22 protein-coding genes and 1 pseudogene are annotated in these 20,720 nt (G+C 73.6%); 8 read left to right on the top strand and 15 right to left on the bottom strand.

The genetic code is table 11. The features are described 5' to 3' along the window. Positions 1–53: 53 nt before the first annotated feature. The 3 genes and pseudogenes from ACQP2H_RS13120 to ACQP2H_RS13110 all read right to left on the bottom strand — a co-directional run. Positions 54–1,517: pseudogene (locus ACQP2H_RS13120) on the bottom strand (HAMP domain-containing sensor histidine kinase); the annotation flags it as partial. 52 nt (positions 1,518–1,569) lie between these two features. After that, positions 1,570–2,316, bottom strand: coding sequence for a response regulator transcription factor (locus tag ACQP2H_RS13115; RefSeq protein WP_219460972.1), 747 nt, complete (start codon positions 2,314–2,316; stop codon positions 1,570–1,572). A 133-nt stretch (positions 2,317–2,449) separates the two neighbouring features. Further along, positions 2,450–2,683: a hypothetical protein gene (locus ACQP2H_RS13110; RefSeq protein ID WP_433232976.1), complete on the bottom strand. Its 234-nt coding sequence runs from the start codon at positions 2,681–2,683 to the stop codon at positions 2,450–2,452. Positions 2,684–2,923: 240 nt separating this feature from the next. Between ACQP2H_RS13110 and ACQP2H_RS13105 the strand changes: the two genes are divergently transcribed. The 3 genes from ACQP2H_RS13105 (at position 2,924) to ACQP2H_RS13095 (ending at position 5,484) form a co-directional block, all read left to right on the top strand. Beyond that, entirely contained in the window at positions 2,924–3,874 is a 951-nt protein-coding gene (locus tag ACQP2H_RS13105) for a serine/threonine-protein kinase (protein WP_357533860.1), read from the top strand. A gap of 81 nt (positions 3,875–3,955) precedes the next feature. Further along, positions 3,956–4,381, top strand: coding sequence for an OsmC family protein (locus tag ACQP2H_RS13100; RefSeq protein ID WP_208566347.1), 426 nt, complete (start codon positions 3,956–3,958; stop codon positions 4,379–4,381). A gap of 269 nt (positions 4,382–4,650) precedes the next feature. Next, on the top strand, positions 4,651–5,484 hold the full coding sequence (locus ACQP2H_RS13095) for a hypothetical protein (RefSeq protein ID WP_433232974.1): 834 nt from the start codon (positions 4,651–4,653) through the stop codon (positions 5,482–5,484). Between the two features lie 145 nt (positions 5,485–5,629). Here the strand turns inward: ACQP2H_RS13095 and ACQP2H_RS13090 are convergent, their stop codons facing one another. The 5 genes from ACQP2H_RS13090 to ACQP2H_RS13070 form a co-directional block, all read right to left on the bottom strand. Next, entirely contained in the window at positions 5,630–6,148 is a 519-nt protein-coding gene (locus ACQP2H_RS13090; protein WP_219460963.1) for an ATPase, read from the bottom strand. Between the two features lie 157 nt (positions 6,149–6,305). Next, a complete protein-coding gene (locus tag ACQP2H_RS13085; protein WP_208566350.1) occupies positions 6,306–6,752 on the bottom strand; it encodes a response regulator in 447 nt (148 codons plus the stop codon). A 128-nt stretch (positions 6,753–6,880) separates the two neighbouring features. Further along, complete coding sequence (locus ACQP2H_RS13080) at positions 6,881–7,228, bottom strand: STAS domain-containing protein (protein WP_208566351.1); 348 nt, start codon at positions 7,226–7,228, stop codon at positions 6,881–6,883. Between the two features lie 86 nt (positions 7,229–7,314). After that, positions 7,315–8,361, bottom strand: a complete 1,047-nt coding sequence (locus ACQP2H_RS13075; RefSeq protein ID WP_433232971.1) for a cobalamin B12-binding domain-containing protein — start codon at positions 8,359–8,361, stop codon at positions 7,315–7,317. Next, positions 8,358–10,139: a SpoIIE family protein phosphatase gene (locus tag ACQP2H_RS13070; RefSeq protein ID WP_433232969.1), complete on the bottom strand. Its 1,782-nt coding sequence runs from the start codon at positions 10,137–10,139 to the stop codon at positions 8,358–8,360. Before ACQP2H_RS13070 ends, ACQP2H_RS13075 begins: the two co-directional genes overlap by 4 nt. A 265-nt stretch (positions 10,140–10,404) precedes the next feature. Here ACQP2H_RS13070 and ACQP2H_RS13065 point away from each other — a divergent pair, with 265 nt between their 5' ends. Further along, on the top strand, positions 10,405–10,755 hold the full coding sequence (locus tag ACQP2H_RS13065; RefSeq protein ID WP_219460960.1) for an STAS domain-containing protein: 351 nt from the start codon (positions 10,405–10,407) through the stop codon (positions 10,753–10,755). An 84-nt stretch (positions 10,756–10,839) separates the two neighbouring features. After that, the gene (locus tag ACQP2H_RS13060; RefSeq protein ID WP_219460958.1) at positions 10,840–11,193 is read left to right on the top strand and encodes an STAS domain-containing protein; all 354 of its coding nucleotides are present in this window, start codon (positions 10,840–10,842) and stop codon (positions 11,191–11,193) included. A gap of 155 nt (positions 11,194–11,348) precedes the next feature. On the opposite strand, the gene ACQP2H_RS13055 is transcribed toward ACQP2H_RS13060, so the two are convergent. After that, entirely contained in the window at positions 11,349–11,684 is a 336-nt protein-coding gene (locus ACQP2H_RS13055; RefSeq protein WP_208566356.1) for a hypothetical protein, read from the bottom strand. A 157-nt stretch (positions 11,685–11,841) separates the two neighbouring features. On the opposite strand from ACQP2H_RS13055, the gene ACQP2H_RS13050 reads away from it, so the two are divergent. Next, positions 11,842–12,930, top strand: coding sequence for an AI-2E family transporter (locus ACQP2H_RS13050; RefSeq protein WP_433232966.1), 1,089 nt, complete (start codon positions 11,842–11,844; stop codon positions 12,928–12,930). A gap of 27 nt (positions 12,931–12,957) precedes the next feature. Here ACQP2H_RS13050 and ACQP2H_RS13045 read toward each other — a convergent pair whose 3' ends face one another. Further along, complete coding sequence (locus ACQP2H_RS13045; RefSeq protein WP_363819509.1) at positions 12,958–14,259, bottom strand: NAD(P)/FAD-dependent oxidoreductase; 1,302 nt, start codon at positions 14,257–14,259, stop codon at positions 12,958–12,960. 296 nt (positions 14,260–14,555) lie between these two features. Here ACQP2H_RS13045 and ACQP2H_RS13040 point away from each other — a divergent pair, with 296 nt between their 5' ends. After that, a complete protein-coding gene (locus ACQP2H_RS13040; protein ID WP_208566359.1) occupies positions 14,556–15,641 on the top strand; it encodes a hypothetical protein in 1,086 nt (361 codons plus the stop codon). Between the two features lie 226 nt (positions 15,642–15,867). Beyond that, positions 15,868–16,899 (top strand): LacI family DNA-binding transcriptional regulator, encoded by a 1,032-nt coding sequence (locus tag ACQP2H_RS13035; RefSeq protein ID WP_433232963.1) that lies wholly within the window; start codon positions 15,868–15,870, stop codon positions 16,897–16,899. Between the two features lie 113 nt (positions 16,900–17,012). On the opposite strand, the gene ACQP2H_RS13030 is transcribed toward ACQP2H_RS13035, so the two are convergent. From ACQP2H_RS13030 to ACQP2H_RS13010, 5 genes are all read right to left on the bottom strand, one after another. Next, positions 17,013–17,306 (bottom strand): DUF6510 family protein, encoded by a 294-nt coding sequence (locus ACQP2H_RS13030; protein ID WP_208566361.1) that lies wholly within the window; start codon positions 17,304–17,306, stop codon positions 17,013–17,015. 16 nt (positions 17,307–17,322) lie between these two features. Next, on the bottom strand, positions 17,323–18,084 hold the full coding sequence (locus ACQP2H_RS13025; RefSeq protein ID WP_374197497.1) for a ferredoxin reductase: 762 nt from the start codon (positions 18,082–18,084) through the stop codon (positions 17,323–17,325). Position 18,085: 1 nt separating this feature from the next. Next, the gene (locus ACQP2H_RS13020) at positions 18,086–18,676 is read right to left on the bottom strand and encodes a sulfite oxidase-like oxidoreductase (protein ID WP_208566488.1); all 591 of its coding nucleotides are present in this window, start codon (positions 18,674–18,676) and stop codon (positions 18,086–18,088) included. Between the two features lie 110 nt (positions 18,677–18,786). After that, on the bottom strand, positions 18,787–19,806 hold the full coding sequence (locus ACQP2H_RS13015) for a TerC family protein (protein ID WP_219460943.1): 1,020 nt from the start codon (positions 19,804–19,806) through the stop codon (positions 18,787–18,789). Positions 19,807–20,095: 289 nt separating this feature from the next. Then, complete coding sequence (locus ACQP2H_RS13010; RefSeq protein ID WP_219460939.1) at positions 20,096–20,509, bottom strand: DUF2267 domain-containing protein; 414 nt, start codon at positions 20,507–20,509, stop codon at positions 20,096–20,098. Positions 20,510–20,720: the final 211 nt, after the last annotated feature.

Genomic DNA, 20,720 nt, shown 5'->3' with positions numbered 1-20,720 from the left:
TGCGGCGCGGGGGCGGCGGGACGTGCCGGTGTCGGCGGGTCCGAGGACGGGGGCGCGGGGGCGGTGGAGTCCGGCAGCCGTACGGTGAAGACGGTGCGGCCCGGTCGGCTCTCCAACGCGACGGTGCCGTGGTGAGCCTCGACCACGGCGGCGACGATGGCCAGGCCGAGGCCGGTGCTGCCGTGTTCCCGGGACCGCGAGCTGTCCCCCCGGGCGAACCGTTCGAAGACCTCGTCGCGCAGCTCCGCCGGCACCCCGGGGCCATCGTCGGTGACGCTGATCTGCACCGCGCCGGGCATCGGGGCGAGCCGGGTGGTGACGGTGCTGCCGGGCGGGGTGTGCACCCGGGCGTTGGCCAGCAGGTTCGCCACCACCTGGTGCAGCCGGACGGCGTCACCGGGCACCTCCACCGCCTCGTCGGGCAGGTCGAGTTGCCACCGGTGTTCGGGGCCGGCCACGTGGGCGTCGCTGACCGCGTCCACCACCAGCGCGGTCAGGTCGACCGGCCCGGTGGCCAGCGGCCGGCCGGAGTCGAGCCGGGCCAGCAGCAGCAGGTCGTCGACGAGGCTGGTCATCCGGGTGCTGGCGGACTCCACCCGGCGCAGCGCGTGGGCGACGTCCGGCGGCACCTGGTCGCGGCCCCGGCGGGCCACCTCCGCGTAGCCCCGGATCGCGGCCAACGGGGTGCGCAGCTCGTGCGAGGCGTCGGCGACGAACTGGCGTACCCGGGTCTCGCTGGCCTGCCGGGCGGCGAGCGCGGCGGCGACGTGACCGAGCATCCGGTTCAGCGCCGCGCCCACCTGCCCCACCTCGGTACGCGGATCGGTGTCGGCGTCGGGCACCCGCACCGACAGGGCCACCTCGCCCCGGTCCAGCGGCAGCTCGGCGACCCTTCCGGCGGTGGCCGCCACCCGGTGCAGCGGACGCAGTGTGGCCCGGACGATCAACGCGCCCAGGCTGCCGGCGACGAGCAGACCGGCGGCCGCGACGCCCGCCTGGGCGACGACCATCCACCACACCGTCTCCTGCACCAGCTGCAGCGGGATGGCGAAGATCAGGATGTCGCCATCGGGGAGCCGGCGGGACACCGCCCGGTAGTCACCGCGGTCGCCGAGTGCGACGGTGTGCGGCGCACGGTCGGTGGGTAGCCGGGTCAGCGGGGCGACCTCGGCGGCGGTGAGCGCCTCGGTCGCCCCGGAGCTGCTACGGATGCGGGCCGACGTCTCCCCCTGCGGGGTGACCCGCATACCGACCGAGCCGACCGGGAACGTCGGCGGTGGATCGGGTGACCCCTGCCGGTTGGCGGACTGGTCGAGAGGGCGCGGCTGGTCCGGGGATCGGTCCCAGGGCAGCCGGCTGTCGAAGCGGCGGTTGTCCATGGCGAACTGGTTGTCGACCTGGTTGATCAGGAAGTGCCGCAGCGCGATCGTGGTCAGCCCGCCGATGCCGACGCTGACCAGCGCGAGCAGCGCGACCACGGTGAGCACCAGCCGGCGGCGCAGGGACCAACCGGCCAGCCACCGTGCCCGGACCGCACCGGACAGCCGGCGACGCAGCCGGCCGACCGGGTCACGGCGCGGGCTTGAGGACATAACCGGCGCCGCGCAAGGTGTGGATCATCGGGCGGCGTCCCACGTCGATCTTCTTACGCAGGTACGAGATGTACAGCTCGACCACGTTGGCCTGCCCACCGAAGTCGTAGTTCCAGACCCGGTCGAGGATCTGCGCCTTGCTCAGCACCCGGCGCGGGTTGCGCATCAGGTAGCGCAGCAGCTCGAACTCGGTGGCGGTCAGGGTGATCAGGTCGTCGCCCCGGCGTACCTCGTGGCTGTCCTCGTCGAGGGTGAGGTCGCCGACGGTGATCACGGCCTCCTCCCGGGCGGTCACCGCGAAGCCGGTACGCCGCAGCAGGGCGCGCAACCGGGCGATGACCTCCTCCAGGCTGAACGGCTTGGTGACGTAGTCGTCGCCGCCGACGGTCAGCCCGGCGATCCGTTCCTCGACCGCGTCACGGGCGGTCAGGAACAGCACCGGCACGGTCGGGGTCTGCTCGCGCAGCCGGCGCAGCACCTGGAAGCCGTCCAGGTCGGGCAGCATCACGTCGAGCACCACCGCGTCGGGTTGGAACTGCCGGGCCGCGCTGAGCGCCGCCATCCCGTTGCCCGCGCTGCGCACCTGCCAGCCCTCGTAGCGCAGTGCCATCGAGAGCAGGTCGGTCAGGGTAGGTTCGTCGTCGACCACCAGCACCCGGACGGGCTCACCGTCGGGACGGCGAAGCTCGATCCGGTTCGGTACGGTCTGCCCGTCGGTCACCATGCCCCCATCGTGGGACCGGTTGCTGGTCCTGATCTATGCGCATCCTGTGTGCCGGCTGTGCGCGTGCGGCGGCCCCGCTCGACCGTACCGGGCCGGACGGGGTCGGGTGGGCCGATCGTGCTTCTGTGGGCCGCTACTGGCCCGCGCCGAGCGGGTAGGTGTGCACGAAGGACATCGTCCAGACCCCGTCGGCGGTCGGCCGGTCCCGCTGGTAGAGGTGGTCGGGGCCGCCCCCGCCCGGGGTCGGCGGGGTGTCCGGGTGGCGCAGCACCCAGCGCACCGGCGGCGCGCCCGCCGGGTCGGCTGGCAACGCCCTGACCAGGTCGTGGGCCGGCCCACCGAGGAAGCGTACGGTCACCTCGCCCATCGACCCTCCCGGTGGTGGGCCGACGGTACGCCGGCCACCCCGGCAAGCTACCGCACACCCGGCCGGGCCGGGGGCACACGACGGACGCCGCACGACGGAGGCCGCACGACGGGCCGGCACCTGGCGGTTCCGGGGTCCACCGGGGCGGGCGGACGGTTTGCCCTGCGCAGCGGCCGGGTACCGGCTCGGCAGCGCCATCGCCATCCCGGCGACGCGGTCGGCATGGACAGGAGCGGGTCGATGAGGACGCTCGCCGGGCGGTACCAGCTCGAACAGCGCATCGGCATGGGTGGGATGTCGGAGGTCTGGCGGGCGCACGACGTCGTGCTGGACCGGCCGGTCGCGGTCAAGCTGATGTCCCCCGCCCACCGGGGCGAGGAGACCTCCGTCGAGCGGATCCGGACCGAGGCCCGCTCCGCCGCCCGGCTCGTGCATCCCAACGTCGCCAGTGTCCACGACTTCGGCACCTCCACGACGCTGCCGGGCCGGGAGATGCCGTACATCGTGATGGAGCTGGTGGAGGGGGAGACCCTCGCCGCGCACCTGCGGGCCGGGCCGTTGGACTGGCGCATCGCCGTACGGGTCTGCGCCGAGGTGGCCGCCGGGCTCGCCGCGGCGCACGCCCACGGCATCGTGCACCGCGACGTCAAACCGGCCAACGTCATGCTCACCCCGTCGGGGGCGAAGGTGCTCGACTTCGGCATCGCCACCCCGGCGGGGGCCCCCGACCGCAGCCCGGACGGCATGGTGGTGGGCACCCCGGCGTACCTGGCCCCGGAGCAGTTCGACAGGCAGCCGGCCACCCCCGCCGCCGACATGTACGCGGTGGGGGTCCTGCTCTACTACTGCCTCACCGGCCGGTTGCCGTACGCGGCGGGGACCACCGCCACCCAACTGGTCGGGGCCCGGTGGAAGATCACGGCGGAACCGCTGCCGCCGATCGCGGGGTTGCCACCCGAGGTGGTGGACCTGTGCCGGCGCTGCCTCGACGACGACCCCCGGCAGCGGCCCAGCAGTCTGGTGGCGGCGCTGGAGCTGGCGGAGGTGGTCGACGCCCGGGTCTACGTGCCGATGCTGGCACCGGTGCCCCGGCCCCGGACGGCGTCGATGTCGCCCTGGACCGAGCGGGCGGCGGCGGAGGCGACCGAGGTGGTGGCGTTGCACGACTGGTCGCGTACCGGATCGGTCTGATCCCGGTTCCGCCGGCCGCGCGGCACGGCGTTTCACCCGTTCGTGGCCGGGAATCCGGCCCACGAGTGAGGGAGGAACGCGATGCCGGATCCGAGTTCCTGGCTGCACGAGGCCAGCGCGACCGCCACGGGCGGGCACGTACGCACCGACGACGGTGGGCTCTCCACCGCGCTGGCGTCGCCGCTCGCGCCGCACTGCACGGGGTTGACCCCGGAGCAGCTGCTCGCCGCCGCCTTCGCCTCCTGCCTGCACCACGCGGCGGTCGAGGCGGCCGGGGAGATCACCGACGAGGCGCACACGGTGCAGGTGACCGCCGAGGCGAAGCTGGGACGCGACGACGACGGCCGGTACCGGGCCGACGTGCACGCCAGCATCTCGTCGGTGGGGTTGAGCCGCGACCAGTTGGCCGAGCTGGTCGCGTACGCCGACCGGCTCTGGCCGTTCTCCAGCGACGACAGCAGCCGGCACCGGTTGACGGTGAGCGCGGCCGACAACGGCCGGCACTGAGCCACATCGTTCGGCCGGTGGAGGCGCCATCGGTGGTACGGCCACCATCGCCCCCACCGGACGAACGATGCCCACCGATCGATCAGCAACGATGATATTCTGCCCGCTATCGCATTAATAAGTAATACTATAAGCGACAGAAGCGGTCTGAGTCTTACGCGGCTTCCATAGCGATATGCGGAGAAGATCCGGGCGGAAAGTGACCCGTTGTGGCGTAGGCCACCCGGCACGGCGGTGGTCCGCGGCCGAAACCTCTCTAGCCTCGGCGGGTGCACCCCGACGACACCGATGAGCAGCGACCGGCCCGACAGCACGCGGCTGACCCTTCGACCGGGGCCACCTCGGACGAACGGAGGATCGGCCGGCACCGCGCACCGGAGCCGCCCCGGCGGGGCGTCCGCACCCCGTTCGCCTCGGTCCCCGCCCGGATCGCCCTCGCCGGCGGCGTCACCTGCTGTCTGGGGCTCATCGCGTTCGCCGGCACGCACCACGTCGACCGGCAGCGGCCCCGGCCGGTGCAGGAGGTGCTGGCCGACCGGGCCGCCGACGAACAGCGGGCCTCCCGCGCACGGGACCGGGCCGCCTCGCCCCCGGCCGCCCCGGCGTCGGCGAGCCCGCATCCACCGGCCGCCCGCAGCGCCTCACCGACACCGAGGAAGCCGGGCCGGCCCCGTCCGGTCGCCGGCCTCACCCCGGTCCAGATGGACAACGCCAAGAAGATCGTCGACGCCGGTGTCGATCTGGGCGTGCCCCGACGCGGCATGGTGGTCGCCGTCGCCACCGCCATGCAGGAGAGCGACCTGCACAACCTCGCCAGCGACGTGCTGCCCGAGTCGTACGACCACCCGCACCAGGGCAGCGGTTCCGACCACGACTCGGTCGGCCTGTTCCAGCAACGCCCGAGCAGCGGCTGGGGCACCGTCGCCCAGCTGATGCGCCCCGACTATGCGGCTCGGGCCTTCTATGCGGCGCTGGCCAAGATCCCCGGCTGGCGGGAGCTCAGCGTCACCGCCGCCGCGCAGGCCGTGCAGATCTCCGCCTACCCCCACGCCTACGCACGGCACGAGCAGCGGGCCACCACCGTGGTGGCCGCGCTGACCTGAGGCCCGACGACCCCGGGCGGTCGCCGCAGCGGTGGCGGCGCCGACCACTGAGGCCCGACGACCCCGGGCGGTCGCCGCAGGTGGCGGCATCGACCGCTGAGGCCCGACGGCCCCGGGTGGGTCGCCGGCAGCGGGTGCGGCCCGGTCAGGCCACCCAGGTCCCCGGCTCCGGCTGGTCGGCCGGCACCTCGTCGACGCCGGTGGCCACCCGGGTCGCCGGCACACCCCCGGCGGCGGCGGTCGGGGTGTCGACCGGCACCGTCTCGACGGCCACCCCGGTCAGGAGCTGATCCGCCCGGGCGGCCCGGTGCCGCCGTTCGTGCAGCGACGCCTCGAACTCCCGCCTGGCCTGCACCGCCTCGGCGTACACCCGCTCCCGCAGTTGCCGGGCCTCCTCCCGGGCGGCGTCCAGCTCGTCGCGGGCCCGGGCCAGCAGCTCGGCCGCCGGCTCCGCCGGGCGGACCGCCCGGCCGGCGTCGGCCCGCCGCCGGTCGACCATCGCCAGGAGCAGGGTGGTCTCCTGGCGGATCTGATCCCAATCCCGCCCCGCGCCGGCGATCACCTCCGCCCGCGCGGCGAGTCGGGTCAACCGGACTCCGAGCTCGTCCAGGAAGGAATCGGCCTGTTGCCGGTCGGAGCCGGACCGCACGACGGAGAACCTCATCACGTGTCGCCCCCCAGGAAGCTGATACGTCTGTTCCAGCTCGATCCTGGCGGCAGCCGGCCGACACGGGGGCGGTTCAGGAAAAATGTTCAGCAATTGCGGGGCCGGCGGCCGACCGGGCCCCGGCGCGGGGGACGCGCCGGGGCGAACCGCGCGGTCAGGAACGCTTCGGCAGCACCACGACCCGGCCGAAGAACTCGTCGATCCGGCGCACCACGTCGTTGAAGTCGTCCAGGTCGATCGGCTTGGTGACGTAGGCGTTGGCCTGCAGGCTGTAGCTGCCCACGATGTCGGTGTCCGCGTTCGAGGTGGTCAGCACCACGATCGGGATCGTCCGCAGGTCGTCGTCCTGCTTGACCTCGCCGAGCACCTGACGCCCGTCCATCCGGGGCATGTTCAGGTCGAGCAGGATCACGTCGGGGCGTCGGGCGTCGACGTGCCGGCCCTCCCGACGCAGGAACTCCATCGCCTCCTGGCCGTCACCGACCACGTCGATGACCTTGGCGATCTCGGAATCCGCCAGGGCTTCCTCGATCATCAGCACGTCACCCGGGTCGTCGTCGACCACCAGGATGCGGACGGGGTTCGTGGCGCCTCGGTCCATGGGTCCAACCTGTCTGTCTCGGCGATCGGGGACGACGGTCTCGGTACCCCGTCGGCGGGAGAACCGAACGCGGTCATCCGCGAGGTGGGAAACCGGTCGGTCATCCGCTGGCGGGGAAATTTAGCCCATCACCGGGCGGACGGCGACCGCGGGTCGGCGGTGTCCGGCTGGTAACGCAGCACCTCGGCCAGCCCGGTGATCTGGAGAACCCGATCCACCCGGCCGGTCGCCCCGGACAGCCGCAACCACCCGCCCCGGGCGGCCGTCAGGTTGTCACCGCGCACGAAGGCCGCGATGCCTGTGGAATCGCAGAAGGTCAACGCGCCGAGGTCGAGCAGCAGGTGCCGCTCGCCGTCGGCCACGAGCCGGTCGATCTCGGCGTTGAGCGCCCCGGCCGCACCGAGATCCAACTCGCCCGCGAGCCGCAGGCACACGCCGCCACCATCGCGCTCGTCGTGCGTGACGGTGAAGGTCAACGTCGTCCCTCTCGCTTCCACCGCAGGAAGACCCTTGCAGTGCAGCAAGTATACGCAGCGCTCCCCGGGCGCCCCGCAACGCCGCGTCAGTGCCGGACGACCCCGGATGCGACGGTCGCCGCCACACCCAGCGCCACGAACCGTCCCGCCCGGGGGAAGTCACGCAGGGCGTGCCCGTAGTGGCCCAGGGTCGACGCGACCGCCGCGGTCGGTACCCCCCGACTGGCCAGGATCGTCGCCAGCCAGGACACGAAGTCGGTGAACAACTCCGGGTCGTCGACGTAGACGGCGGCGGCCAGCGAATCCACGATGTAGCCGAGATCACCGATCGTGGCATCCCACTGCGTCGAGGTGTACTCCCCGACCGACGGCACCCGGACCCGCAGGTCCGCCACCGCCGAGTCGATCAGCTCACCACGCCGTTTCACCAGGCCCGCGTACTCGTGGTCGGCGAGGTGGGACAGCTCCGCAGGTGGAACCCGACGCAACCGCCGCTCGTCGGCGACCAGGTCGGCCGCGCCCGGGGCGTCCGCCGCCCAGGCGACCCCGAGCCGCCGGGCCCACCGGCCGTCCACACCGAACCCGCGCCCGCCGACCACCACCGGCACGTCCGAGCGCCGGCACGCCTCGATCATCCGGTGCGCGTACGGCAGCCGCATGGGCAGGGCACACGCGACCGCGACCGCGTGCGCGTCGTGCCGGTGCAGGTAGGACACCAGGTGCGCAGCCGGCACACTGGCCCCCAGGAACGTCACCTGCCAGCCGCGCAGTCGCAGCACCTCCGCGACCAGCCGGGGCGGCAGGGCGTGCCACTCACCATCCATGCAGGCCACCACGATCCGCCCCCGGGTGGGACGCGGATCGGCGTACCCGGCGATCGCCGCCACCACCCGCTCGCTGATGTGGGTCGCCGCGTGTTCCTGCGCCACACTCCACTCGTTGCGGGCCCACCGCTCACCCACCTCGACCTGGGCCGGTGCGACCAGGTCGAGCAGCACCCGCTCCGCGGGGACACCGGCGTCGAGCAACCCGGTGGCGACCTCGATCGCGCCGTACTCGTCCGCCTCCTCCAGACAGGCGAGGAAGTCGGCGAAGGCGTGCGCCGGGTCGACCGGGGCGGTCGGGACGGTCACGATCGGGGGTTCCTCTCGGCCGTGCCCGGGACAGCCGGGACGGAGTGCAGGTGCCGTCGGGGACGACCGCCCGGCCCGGTCGCCCGCAGGGCCAGCACCGCGATGTCGTCGTGGTCACCGTGCCCCAGCCAGTCGCAGGTGACCTGCTCGACCCGCTCGGCGAGCGCCGGGGCGGGCATCCGGTGGCAGGCGGTCACCGCATGGACCAACCGGTCCTGGCCGAACTGCTCGTCACCACGTCGACCGCCCCGGGCCTCGGTCACCCCGTCGCTGTAGAGCAGACAGGTCTCCCCCACGGCCAGGCGTACGGTGACCTCACCGACGCGGGGGTCGGGGACCACGCCGATCAGCATGCCGCGCAGCGGCACCGTCTCGACCTCGCCGGAGTTGCGCAGCACCAGCGGCGGCAGGTGCCCGCCACCGGCCATCGTCAGCGACAGGCCGCCGTCGCGGTGCGGGCGTACCGTCCCGAGCACCAGGGTGGCGAAGCGGCCCTGACCGTGCGCCTGGGTGGTCTCCAGCAGGGCGTCGTTGAGCAGCTTCACCAGCCGGCCGGGGTGCGACTCGACACGATGGAGCGCCTGGAGACACTGACGCAACTGGCCGGTGAAGACCGCGGCCTCCACCCCCTTGCCCGAGACGTCGCCGAGGAAGAACACCGCGCCACCGTCGGCCAGCCGGTGCGCGCCGTAGAAGTCGCCACCGATGCGCAGGCTCGCCTGCGCCGGCCGGTAGGCCGTCCCCCACTGCACGCCGGTCACCTCGGGCGGCTCCACCGGCACCAGACTGGCCTGGAGGGTGTCGGCCACCTCGGCCTGGTTGCGGTAGAGGACCGCGGTGGTGAGCGCGGCGCCGGCCCGGGCGGCGAAGGCCCGGACGAGATCCAGGTCGGCCTCGTCGTACCAGCGGGTGCGGCGGGCCACCAGCAGTACCCCGGCCGGGGCCTCCCGGCCGGGCAGCGAGACCATCCGGGCGGTCACCTCCGACGTGGCCAGCCCCGGCAGCCAACCGGCCTCGACCGCCTGCTCGACGAGCCAGTCCACGGCATGCGGCTCGACACCGGACAGCCCCTCGGCGATCGCCGGGGGCAGTGCGGCGGCGGGCAGCACGCCGCTGTCCACCGTGGGGGACTCGTGGTCGGCCCGGGTCGCCCGCCACCACCGGGCCCGCCCGGACCGGGGTGCCAGCACCAGCACCGCCACCTCGGCCAGGGTGGGTACGGTCAGCCGGATGACGGCGGCGGCGGCCCGGTCGGGGTGCAGCGGGTTACCGAGCTTCTCCCCCACGACGGCGAGGAAGGCGGACCGGGCCCGCTCGGCGAGCAGCGCGTCCGCCCGGGAGACGCTGTCGGTGACGTCCTCGACGTACAGACAGCTGCGGGACCCGGACAGCGCCACCCGGCGGATCCGCAGCCGCCGGCCGTGATGGCCGAACCCGTCGGGGTCGGTGACCCCGGTCAGCACGGCGAGCCCGGCGGCGGCCAGGCCACGACCGGGCGTCACCTCGGGCAGCAACCGCTCGGCGACGGGGCTGACGTGCCTCACCACGCCGTCGGAGTCACAGATGATCAGGCCCTCACGGAAGTGCTCGACGACCTCGGACCAGGCGGGCTCGGACCAGGCGGGCTCGGACCGGGCGGGCTCGGGGCTGGTGCCGTCCGGTGCCAGCGGGGGCAGCACGGCGGGGGCGCCGACGGACCGGGCCGGAGCCCGTCCGGCACTCGGCGTGGAGATCCGTCCGTCGCCCGGGTCGAAACCCCTGACGTCGGCAGCAGCCACCAGCTGAGCCCCACTCCCCTTGTCACCGTCCGCCTGTCACCGTTCGCCGGGCCGCGGAGGTCGTCCGTATGCGCCAATCTGTTCCGCTCAGCCTACGCCGCACGGCGGGTTCCGCCACCGCACGGCACCCGGCGGCCCGGATACGCGCTCCTGCGGACCCGCCGGGAGATTGTTACGATCCGGCTGATCCAGCCCGACCGTCGGCCCTGCGGAAAGGCGCGCTGTGGCATCCCCTGGCAGGACTTTCGAAGCTGCCCCGCTGACCATGTCGGTCGACGGGTCCGACCCCCGGTCACCGGTCATCGCGGTCGGGGGTGAGCTGGCCTACACCACCTCCGCGCCGTTGCGCGCCGAGATCGACCGGTTGCTCACGGGCCGGCCTCCGGTGATCGTCATCGACTTCGCCGGCCTGACCTTCATCGACAGCACCGGGTTGTCGGTCATCGTGCACGCCTGGCGCGAGGGCCAGCGGGCCGGGACGCTGATCCGCCTGCGAGCCACGCCCCGGTTCCTGGGGACCATCCTGGACATGACGGGGGTCACCGGGCTACTGGCCCGTCAGGCGCCGGAGCAGTCCGCCGTCGCCGCACCGAAGCCACCCGCCGCCACCGCCTGAACCCCCGGCGACCGCGCCCGGCCCCGGATGGGTCCCGCGAACCCCCGACGTTTCCCGGTCCGGGGTTGCTGGGAACATGAGGGCATGCGCCCGCAGCTGTTGTCCATCGAGGTGACCCGGCCCGATGCCGGCCACGCCCGGCTGCGGTTGACCGGTGACCTCGACTTCGACACCGCTCCGGAGCTGCTCGAGGCGGCGGCCCGGGTCCGCGCGGACGGCTGCCACGAGCTGACGGTCGACCTCGGCGGGGTCGGTCTGTGCGACTCGTCGGGCCTGAGCGCCTTCCTGGTGCTCAGCCGGGGCGGCGTCGGGCCGCTGCGGCTGACCGGGGTGGGTGACCGGCTCCAGCAGTTGCTCGACCGCACCGGCCTGACCGAGCTGCTGGCCGTGGAGCGACCGACGGCAGGTGCCGCCGACGATGTCCGCGAGGTGGGCTGAGCCACCCGGCTGCCGGGGTGGCCCCCGACCCTGGGACCAGGGGCCGGGGGCCGGGAGGGGTCCGGGCGGGTCAGCTACGCCCCGGTCATGTTCGTGCCGGGGCCGGCGGCGGGCGGCGGGCGGCCCGGTCGACCCCGTCGGCGTACGGCCGACGGTCATCCGGCGACGGCGGGCTCCTGCGTCACGACGGCGGGTTGCCGGCGGGGACCGGTCGACCGGACCTCGACGGGGGAGGGTCGTTCGACGTCCTCCGGAGGACCGGAATCGGGCAGCTGGAACAGGTAACGGACGAATCCCCCACCCGACTCGTTCTCCTCCGCTCCCGGCCACTGCCCGGCGCAGTCCACACCGACGACCTCACGACCGGAACCGTCGGCCTCCTCCACCAGCGCCCAGAGGCTCACCGGGTAGCACCGTGTCGCCTCGGGGCCGATCCGCCACCGCGAGTACCAGCCGGGACGAGCCGGAACAATCTCCACGATCCTCTTCATGACGACCTTCCCTTCCGCGTGCCTCGGAAGACCTCCGGTCGCCTCGATGATCTGCCCCGGACGGGTGAGCGCCCCTCACCCCCGGCGAGTGAAGCCGCCGCCCGCCGGGGGTCCGGCAGAACGGTTTCCGGGCTCCGACCGGGGGTAGCCGCGCCGGATGGGGACCACCGACGATCGTCGTACCGCCCGCCGGGCGCTGATCGTGATCGGTCTGGTGTTGGCGGTCGTCATCGGGCTCGGCCTGCTCTGGTCCACCCGTCGGGTGCTGATCTGGATCCTGCTCGCGGCGTTCCTCGCGATGGCCCTCAGACCCCTGGTGGACCTGGTGGAGCGCCGGCTGGTGCGGCACCGGGCCACGGCCACCCTGCTGGTCTTCCTGGCCGTGTTCGGGCTGCTGGCGGCGGTGGGCGCGGTGATCCTGGTGCCGCTGCTGGACGAGCTGGGACGGTTCGCCGACCGGGCCCCCGAACTGCTGCGGCAGGCCCGCGCCGGGCAGGGACCGCTGGGCGGCCTGCTCGACCGGACCGGCCTGTTGGACTACGCCCGTCGCCACGGCGACCAGGTCCAGCGGTACGGCGGTGAGCTGCGCCAGCCTGCGGTGGAACTGTTCCGGGGCGTCCTGCGGACCCTCGCCGGCCTGGTCACCGTCGTCGTGCTGGCCTACCTCATGGTCCTGGAGGCGCCCTGGATCATCCGGACCATGCTCGGGGCGGTCGGTGCCGGCACGGGGGTGCGGTTGCGGCGGATCGGGCGGGGCACCTCGCGGGTCATCACCGGCTATCTCAGCGGCAACCTGCTGATCAGCGTGATCTGCGGACTGGGGACGTACGTCGTGCTGGTGCTGGTGGGGGTGCCGTTCGCGGCGGTGATCGCGCTACTGGTGGGGATCGCCGACCTGGTTCCGCTGGTCGGCGCGACGCTCGGGGCGGTCGTCGCGTCCGGGGCCGGCTTCCTGCGCTCCCCCACCGCCGGGCTGGTGGTGCTGGTCTTCTTCGTCGTCTACCAGCAGGTGGAGAACCATCTGCTGCAACCGCTGATCATGTCCCGGGCGGTCCGGCTGAACCCGCTCACCGTGCTGGTCAGCGTGCTCGTCGCGGCCGATCTGGCCGGGCTGGTCGGGGCGCTGTTGGCCATCCCGGCGGCCGGGGTCGTCCAGGTGCTGCTGCGCGAGTTCGGACCCGTCGGCCACCGCAGGGGTGACGATGTCGGCGGGTCCGACGCGGCCCGGCCCGGCCGCCGGGGGTGAGCCGGCGGCCGGACCGATCAGCTTCGGTCAGCGGGTGCGCGCCGGCACCTCGGGCGAGGAACTCTCCAACGGCACGGCGTTGGCCGGGACCAGGCCGAGCTGCGTCGCCGGGCGGGTCAGCGCCGCGTCGAGCACCCAGTCGGCGCTCACCCGCGCCCGGTTGCCGGGCATCGCCAGCAGGTGGTAGCCCCGGGTGACCGCCTTGGCGGGCAACCCGGACAGCGACAGTTTCAGCGGGTTGGCCGCCGCGTCCTTCCCACCGAGGTCGACCACCCAACCCAGGTCGTGGTGCTTGTACGGGTGACGCCGGCCCTGGCCGTAGGAGGCGGCGATGTTGCGCGCCACGAGCTTCCCCTGCCGCTGCGCGTGCTGGGCGGTCATCGTGCAGACCTGGCCGGGGCGGGTCAGGTCCGGCACGGCGGCGGCGTCGCCGCAGGCGTACACCTCGGGGAAACCGGGGACGTTGAGGTACTCGTCGACCACCAACCGGCCCTTCTCGGTCCGCAGCCCCAACTCGGCCACGAACGGGTCGGGACGGACCCCGACGCACCAGGCCAGCGTGCAGGTCGGGACGTACTCGCCGTCGGTGAGGCGTACCCCGTCGGCGGTGGCCTCGGCGACCGAGGTGCCCATCCTGACGTCGACACCCCGACGACGCAGCACCCGGTCGGCGGTGCGCGACATCCGCTCGTCCAGCTCCGGCAGGACCCGGGGGGCGACGTCCAGCAGCATCCACCGGGGCCGGACCGTCAACCGGGGGCGCTGCGCGTGCAACGCGTCGGTGAAGAGCTGCCCGTGCGCGGCGACCTCGGTGCCGGTGTAACCCGCCCCCACCACCACGAAGGTGGCGCGGGCCTGCTGCTCGGCCGGGTCCTGCGCCTGCTCGGCCAGCTCGATCTGGCGGACCACGTGGTCGTGCAGGTAGACCGCCTCGGGCAGGCCCCGGAAGCCGTGGGCGTACTCGGTCACCCCGGGGATGGGCAGCAGCTTGTTGACGCTGCCGACGCAGAGCACCAGCCGGTCGTAGGCCAGTTGGCCCCGCTCCCCCTCCGGGTTGGTGAAACCCACCCAGCGGTTGGCCAGGTCGACCCGGTCGGCCTCGCCGACGACGACCCGCACCCCGGGCAGGGTGCCGGTCAACGGGACCGAGATCCGGGTCGGCTCGACCACCCCGGCGGCCACCTCGGGCAGCAGCGGCAGATAGAGGAAGTAGTCGGTCGAGTTCAGCAGCACGATCTCGGCCCGCCCACCGGCCAACCGCCGCAACGTCTTCGCCGCGTGGTAACCGGCGAAACCGGCGCCCACGATCACCACACGAGGTTTCGTCATGCCCGCTCCCTTCCCGGCGGTCAGCACGACAAACGTGTCGGATCGCCCCGGCACCGTCGCACCGGAGCGGGGCGGAGCGCGCCGGGGCGGAGCGGAGCGGGGCGGCCGGTGACCCGGAGTCACCGTTCCCGCCGCCGCGCGAGGACGCGTGCGGTGCACGAGGGCGTTCCGGCCCGCCTGATACATCAGTGACGGGCTCCCGACTGTAGTCACACCGCGTAGACGACACCGTTGCTTTCGACGCGCCTTCCGCTCACGCTGAGTTCCTGTTCGACCACCACCAATCGGAGGGACAGATGAGAGTTCGCCGTGTCGTCGCCGTCGCACTGGCCGCCCTGCTGGCGGCCGTGGGGCTCGCGCCGACCGCACCCGCCGCGGCGGCCACCGCGGACCGTTGGGGTTTCGCCTACGTCGACAACCCCACCGTCACCAGCTGGACCGTGCTGGACACCACCCGGCAGTGGGGCACCTGGAAGACCGCCTTCCCGGCCGCCTGGGCCACCGGCATCAAGCTCGCCCCGGGCCGGTTCCAGGTACGCTTCCCGCAGATCGGCGCCGGTGCGCGCGGGGTGCCGCACGTGACCCCGGTGGACCGGGCCGGGCACTACTGCACCGTGGTGCGCTGGTTCCAGTCGGGCACCGACGAGATCGTCGACGTGCAGTGCTTCGCCCCCGGCGGCACCCGCGACGACAGCCGGTTCACCGTGCTGTGGACCGCCAGCTCCGGGGTGCTGCCGGCCGGCACCGCACACGCCTACGTCCAGGGCGGGGTCAGCGGCCTGGTCCAGTCGTACGTGTCCACCGGGGCCCCCGCCGCGCTGGCCCCGCTGGGGGTCGGGCAGTGGTCGGTGCGGCTGCCCGGGGTCGGGCTGGCCGGGGTGCTGGCCGGCAACGTGCAGGCCACCGCGATCCAGCCGAACGCCGGTCCGCGCCGGTGCACCGTGGCCCGGTGGGGCGCCTCCGGCACGGACGTGCTGGTCTACGTGTTCTGCTTCGACCAGGCCGGTGCGCCGGTGAACACCGACTTCACCCTCTCCTACCACCGGGGGCGGTCGGTGATCGGGTCGCTGGCCCCGCCGAAGTTCTTCGGTCACCTGGCCAGCGCGGCGGGCGGCCCCACCAACGACAACTCCCAGCTCGGGGTGGGCGTCAACACCATCGCACCGCTCGCACCGGCCGGCCGCTACCTGGTCACCTTCAAGCAGCTCGGCCAGAAGGAGACGCACGCCCAGGTCACCGCGCAGGGCACCGGGCCCAACTACTGCAACCTGACCCAGCCGTGGTCGTACGCGGTGGACGCCCCGGTGGACGTGATCTGCTTCGACAACACCGGCACGCCCGCCCCGTACCAGGTGCTGGTCGCCTTCACCTCCCGGATCTGAGCCGGACGTCGATGCCCGCCGGTGCACCGCACGGGCGGGCATCGGCCCGGGCGACGCCGCCGTACCGCCAGCACCCGCCCGGCCCGGCACGTGCCGGGGGCCGTCGCCGCCCCGCCCAACCCGTGGACCGGGTGCCGCACGTCGTCTCCGCTTCCCGGCCGGTTCGGCTAGCGTTGTCGGACCGTCGCCCCGGCGGCCGAGCCACGAGCAGCACGAAGGTGAGCCGATGGGACCGAAGGCGAGCATCCGGGACGTCGCCGCCGCGGCGGGCGTCTCGGTGACCACCGTGTCCCACGTGTTGAACAACAAGTCCGGCACCCGGGTCAGCGCACAGACCCGGGAACGGGTCGAGGCGGTGGCCCGGCAACTCGGTTACGCGGCGAACGGGCTGGCCCGGGGGCTACGGCTGCAACGGTCGTACGCGCTGGGGCTGCTCGGCGACGTCATCGCCGCCACCGGGCAGGCCGGGCGGCTCATCCTCGGCGCGCAGGAGACCGCATCGGCGCGCGGGTGGGTGCTGCTGCTCACCACCGGACGCGACCTCGAGGCCGAACGGCGGGAGATCCGGGCGCTGTCGCGGCACCGGGTCGACGGTGTGCTCTACGCGACCACGGACCACCGGGTGGTGCGGGTCCCCGACGAGCTGCGCCCGATGCCGGTGGTGCTGCTCAACGCCCGCAGCAACGACGCCACGCTCCCCTCGGTGGTGCCCGACGAGCGCGGTGGCGCCGCCGCGGCGGTGCGGGAACTGCTCGCCCACGGGCACCGCCGGATCGGTTTCGTCACCACCGTCGACGACGTTCCCGCCGCGCGGGGCCGGCTGCTCGGCTACCGCGAGGCGCTGTGGACCGCCGGGGTCCCGTACCGGCCGGAGCTGGTACGTGCCGACGTCGGCGACCCCGCCGGCGGGCACCGGGCCGCCCGCGTCCTGCTCGACGCGGCCGACCGGCCGACGGCGCTGTTCTGTTTCACCGACCGGATGGCGATGGGCGTCTACCGGGCCGCCGCCGAACTCGGCCTGCGGGTGCCGCAGGAGCTGTCGGTGGTCGGCTCCGACAACCAGGAGGTCATCGCGGACGGGTTGTTCCCCGCGCTGACCACCGTGGCGTTGCCGCATCACGGGATGGGCGCGTGGGCGGTCGAGACGATGGTGGAGCTGCTCGACCGGCCGAAGGGGGCCCGCCGCCGGGTGGCCCGGCACGTCGCCATGCCCTGCCCGCTGGTCCGCCGGGCGTCGGTCGCCGCCGCACCGCACTGACCGGCGGAACCCGCAGGTGCCGACCGCGGGCCCGGACCACACGGGTCCGGGCCGTCCGGCCGCGAGCCCGGTCGCACCCCGCGACGGCGGCGGGGACGAAGGCAGGTGGCGGGTCAGAGTGGTCGGGGGAACGGTTCGGCGGTCGGCATCGGCACCTGGAGGTAGGTGGCGCCACGCAGGTCCAGCCAGGCCCGGTCGGGGGCCCGGACCAGCCGCAGCATCACCTCGGCGCAGGAGGGACAACGACCCACCAGCCCCGGGGCGTGGGCCCAGACGCGCAGTCCGGCCATCGGGCCGACCATGCCACAGGACGCGCACCGCCCGGTCGCCGCGCTCAGGTCCACCGCGAGCAGCTCGCGCAACGGCCCGTCGAGCATGTTGCCGTCCAGGTAGGACATCTCGGTCATCGGTTCTCCTCGCCGGTCAGCCGGTCGGCCCGAACCGTTCGGTCCGGACCCGCCGGGTCGGGTGGCCCAGCCCCACCAACAGGTCCGCGACGGTCTCCACGAAACCGGTCGGACCGCAGACGTAACAGAGCGGTTCCAGGTCCGCCGGCCAGCCGTGGGTGTTCACGTCGGCCAGACCGATCCGGTGCGGCTCGCCCCGCCACCCGTCGGGGGCCTCGCGGGTGTAGACGTAGCTGACGTCCAGGCCGAAGTCGTCGCGGGCGCGGGTACGTAGTTCGTCGGCGTAGATGACGTCCGCCGGGGTGCGTACCGAGTAGATCAGCCGGAACGGCGCCCGGCTGCCGGCGGCCCGGCGGGCCCGCACCATCGCCATCAGTGGCACCACCCCGGAACCCCCGGCGACCAGCAGGACCGGCGCGGTCTGCTCGGACCGCCAGACGAACCAGCCGCCGACCGGGCCACGCACCTCCACCGGGTCCCCCTCGGCCCAGGCGTCGGTCAGGTACGGCGACACCTCGCCGTCGGGCACCCGCTGCACGGTCAACGCGATCCGGTCGCCGTCGGGCGGGCCGGCCAACGAATAGGAACGGGCCGCCTGGTAGCCGTCGGGGGCGGTGAGCCGGACGTCGACGTGCTGCCCCGGCAGGTGTCCCGGCCAGCCGGGCACCGACAGGACGAGGGTCTGCGCGGTGGGCGTCTCGATCCGGCGCTGCGCCAGCCGGGCCACCCGCCAGCCCAGTGGGGCGGCCACCCGGCCACCCGGGGCGGCTGTGGTCACCTCAGTCACCCTGGTAGCGCTGCTCACGCCACGGGTCGCCGTAGTCGTGGTAGCCGGCCGTCTCCCAGAAACCGGGCTCGTCCTCCACGGTCAGCCGCAGGCCCCGCACCCACTTGGCCGACTTCCAGAAGTAGAGGTGCGGCACCAGCAGCCGGGCCGGGCCACCATGCTCGGCGGGCAGCGGTTCGCCGTCGTACCCGTGCACCACCCAGGCCTGACCGTCACGCAGGTCGTCCAGCGGCAGGTTGGTGGTGTATCCGCCGTACGAGTGGGCCTGGGCGTAGTCGGCGGCGGTGTCCACGCCGTCGAGCAGCACGTCCAGCGAGACGCCCTGCCAGCTGGTGCCGAACTTGGACCACCGGGTGACGCAGTGGATGTCCACCGTGGGGGTCTCCTGCGGCAGGGCCATCAGCTCCGCCCAGGACCAGCGGAACTCGTCGCCGGTCTCGGTGGCGAGGACGAACTCCCAACGGTCCAGCGGGACCCGGGGGGTCGGCCCGGCGGACAGCACCGGGAAGTCCTCGGTCAGGTACTGCCCCGGCGGCAGGGCCGGATCGGTCGTACGGCGTCGGCCCTGGAAGCCCGGTGACACGATTCCCACCCGTCAGTCGTACCACCCGGCGGGTGTGCGCGGGAGGGTTCCCGCCGACCGGCACGCCTTCGGCGGCGACCCGGTCGCGGGTCGCCGCCGGGCGCGTACCGTCAGTGCTTGTCGGTGACGACCTCGACCTCGCCGGGCTCCCGGTCGCGGGTGGCCCGCAGGCTGGTCAGGGTGACCACGGCCAGGACGCCGATGATGACGCCGAGCGAGGCCAGGGTCGGGATCTCCGGCACGCCCGACCAGATCCCGTGGGCCCAGTGCAGGCCGAGCTTGACGCCGATGAAGGCCAGGATGATGGCCAGACCGTAGCTGAGGTGCACCAGGCGGCTCAGCGCGGCATGCAGGACGAAGTAGAGCGCCCGCAACCCGAGCAGCGCGAACGCGTTGGTGGCGAAGACCAGGTAGGGGTCCTCGGTGATGCCGTAGACGGCGGGCACCGAGTCGACCGCGAAGACGATGTCGGTGGCGAGCACCGCGACCACCACCAGGGCGAACGGGGTGAGGGCCCGGCGACCCTGCTGCCGGATCGTCATCCGGGTGCCGTGGTACTCCTCGACGACCGGCATGAACCGGCGCAGCAGCCGCACCGACCGCATCTTGTTGATGTCGACTTCCTGCTCGTGCCCGGACAGGGCGTCGCGCAGCAGCTTGACCGCGGTGGCGATCAGGATGATGGCGAAGAGCAGGAAGGCGAAGTCGAGGGTCTGCAACGCCGCCGCGCCGAGGGCGATGAAGATCGCGCGCAGCACCAGCGCCCCGGCGATGCCGTAGAGCAGCACCCGTTGGGCGAGCACCGCGGGCACCGCGAAGGCGGCCAGCAGCAGCATGAACACGAAGAGGTTGTCGACCGACAGGGACTTCTCGACCAGGTAGCCGGTCAGGTACTCGACGCCCTGCTGGGAGCCGAAGCGGTACCAGACCCAACCGCCGAAGGCCAACGGCAACGCGATGTAGAAGGCCGACCAGCCCAGCGCCTCCCGGATCGACACCTCGTGCGGGCGTCGGGTGACCAGGAAGTCGAGGACCAGCAGGGCGAGCACGCCGACGATGGTCACCGCCCACAGGGTGGGCGTGCCGACCGACGACAACCCACCGGCAGCAAAGTACGACAGATCGGTCATGGAGCCTCCTCGAACACCGTGCCATGTTCGAGGTCTCCTTCACCCACGTTCGCCGTGGGCAACCACCCGAGGCGCACCCGGGGCGCGCCGTACTGACCGGAATGGTTCGTGGGAAGTACTCCCCTCGTGCGGTCCAGGTTAGGCCAGGTCCGAGCAACTCGCCAAGTCAGGGCGCACCACCGTCACGGCGTCGTTGCCCTGGTCAACGGCTGTGTGCCCGGGGCGGCGGTCGGCCCGACGCCCACGCCGGAGCCCGACCACCCGGTGGCACCGGGGTCGACCGGTGGGGTCAGGCCCGGCGCAGGGCGGCCACCCCGGGGGTGAGCGCCGGTTCCACCAGTTCCCGGTAGTCGCGGGGGAACCGGGTCACCAGATCGTCGAACTCACCACCGCTGACCGCCTCGCGGACCGTGACGAAGACCGCCCGCACCACGTCCCGGGCGGCCGATTCGTCCAGGTCGGCCCGCTGCGCCACCCGGGCGACGAACTCGGCCGCACCGAACCGCTCGGCCGCCTCGGTGCTCGGGCTGGGCCGCAGTGCCAGCCGCAGCGGCGCGGGCAACTGGGTGGCGAGGTCGAGCACCTCCCCACCGGTCAACCGCTCGGCGAGGGTGGCCAGGGTCGCGTGGACCAGCACCACGGCCCGCTCCGGGTCGGTGCGGACCCGACGGGCCACCTGGTCGACGAAGGTGTCGTAGTTCATGCGGGGCTCCCTTCGACATGAGGCCGGTCGGTTACCCGCCACGGCGACCCGGAAACGACCCGGTTCCCCGCCCTCGCCCGGGTCCGGTTCCGACGCCGGATCCCGCTGCGGGCCGTACCACCGGCAACGAGCCACTTTTCCGCTTCGGGGCGCGTGACCGGCCGGCGGACGGGTAACCGCCGCCGATCGTGACCGGCACGAGGCGGCGAGG

Source organism: Micromonospora sp. CA-248260 (assembly GCF_050942205.1).
GTDB classification, from domain to species: Bacteria; Actinomycetota; Actinomycetes; order Mycobacteriales; family Micromonosporaceae; genus Micromonospora; species Micromonospora antibiotica.
Note: the sequence above shows the minus strand (reverse complement) of the source record. Positions and strands in the feature narration are given on the sequence as shown.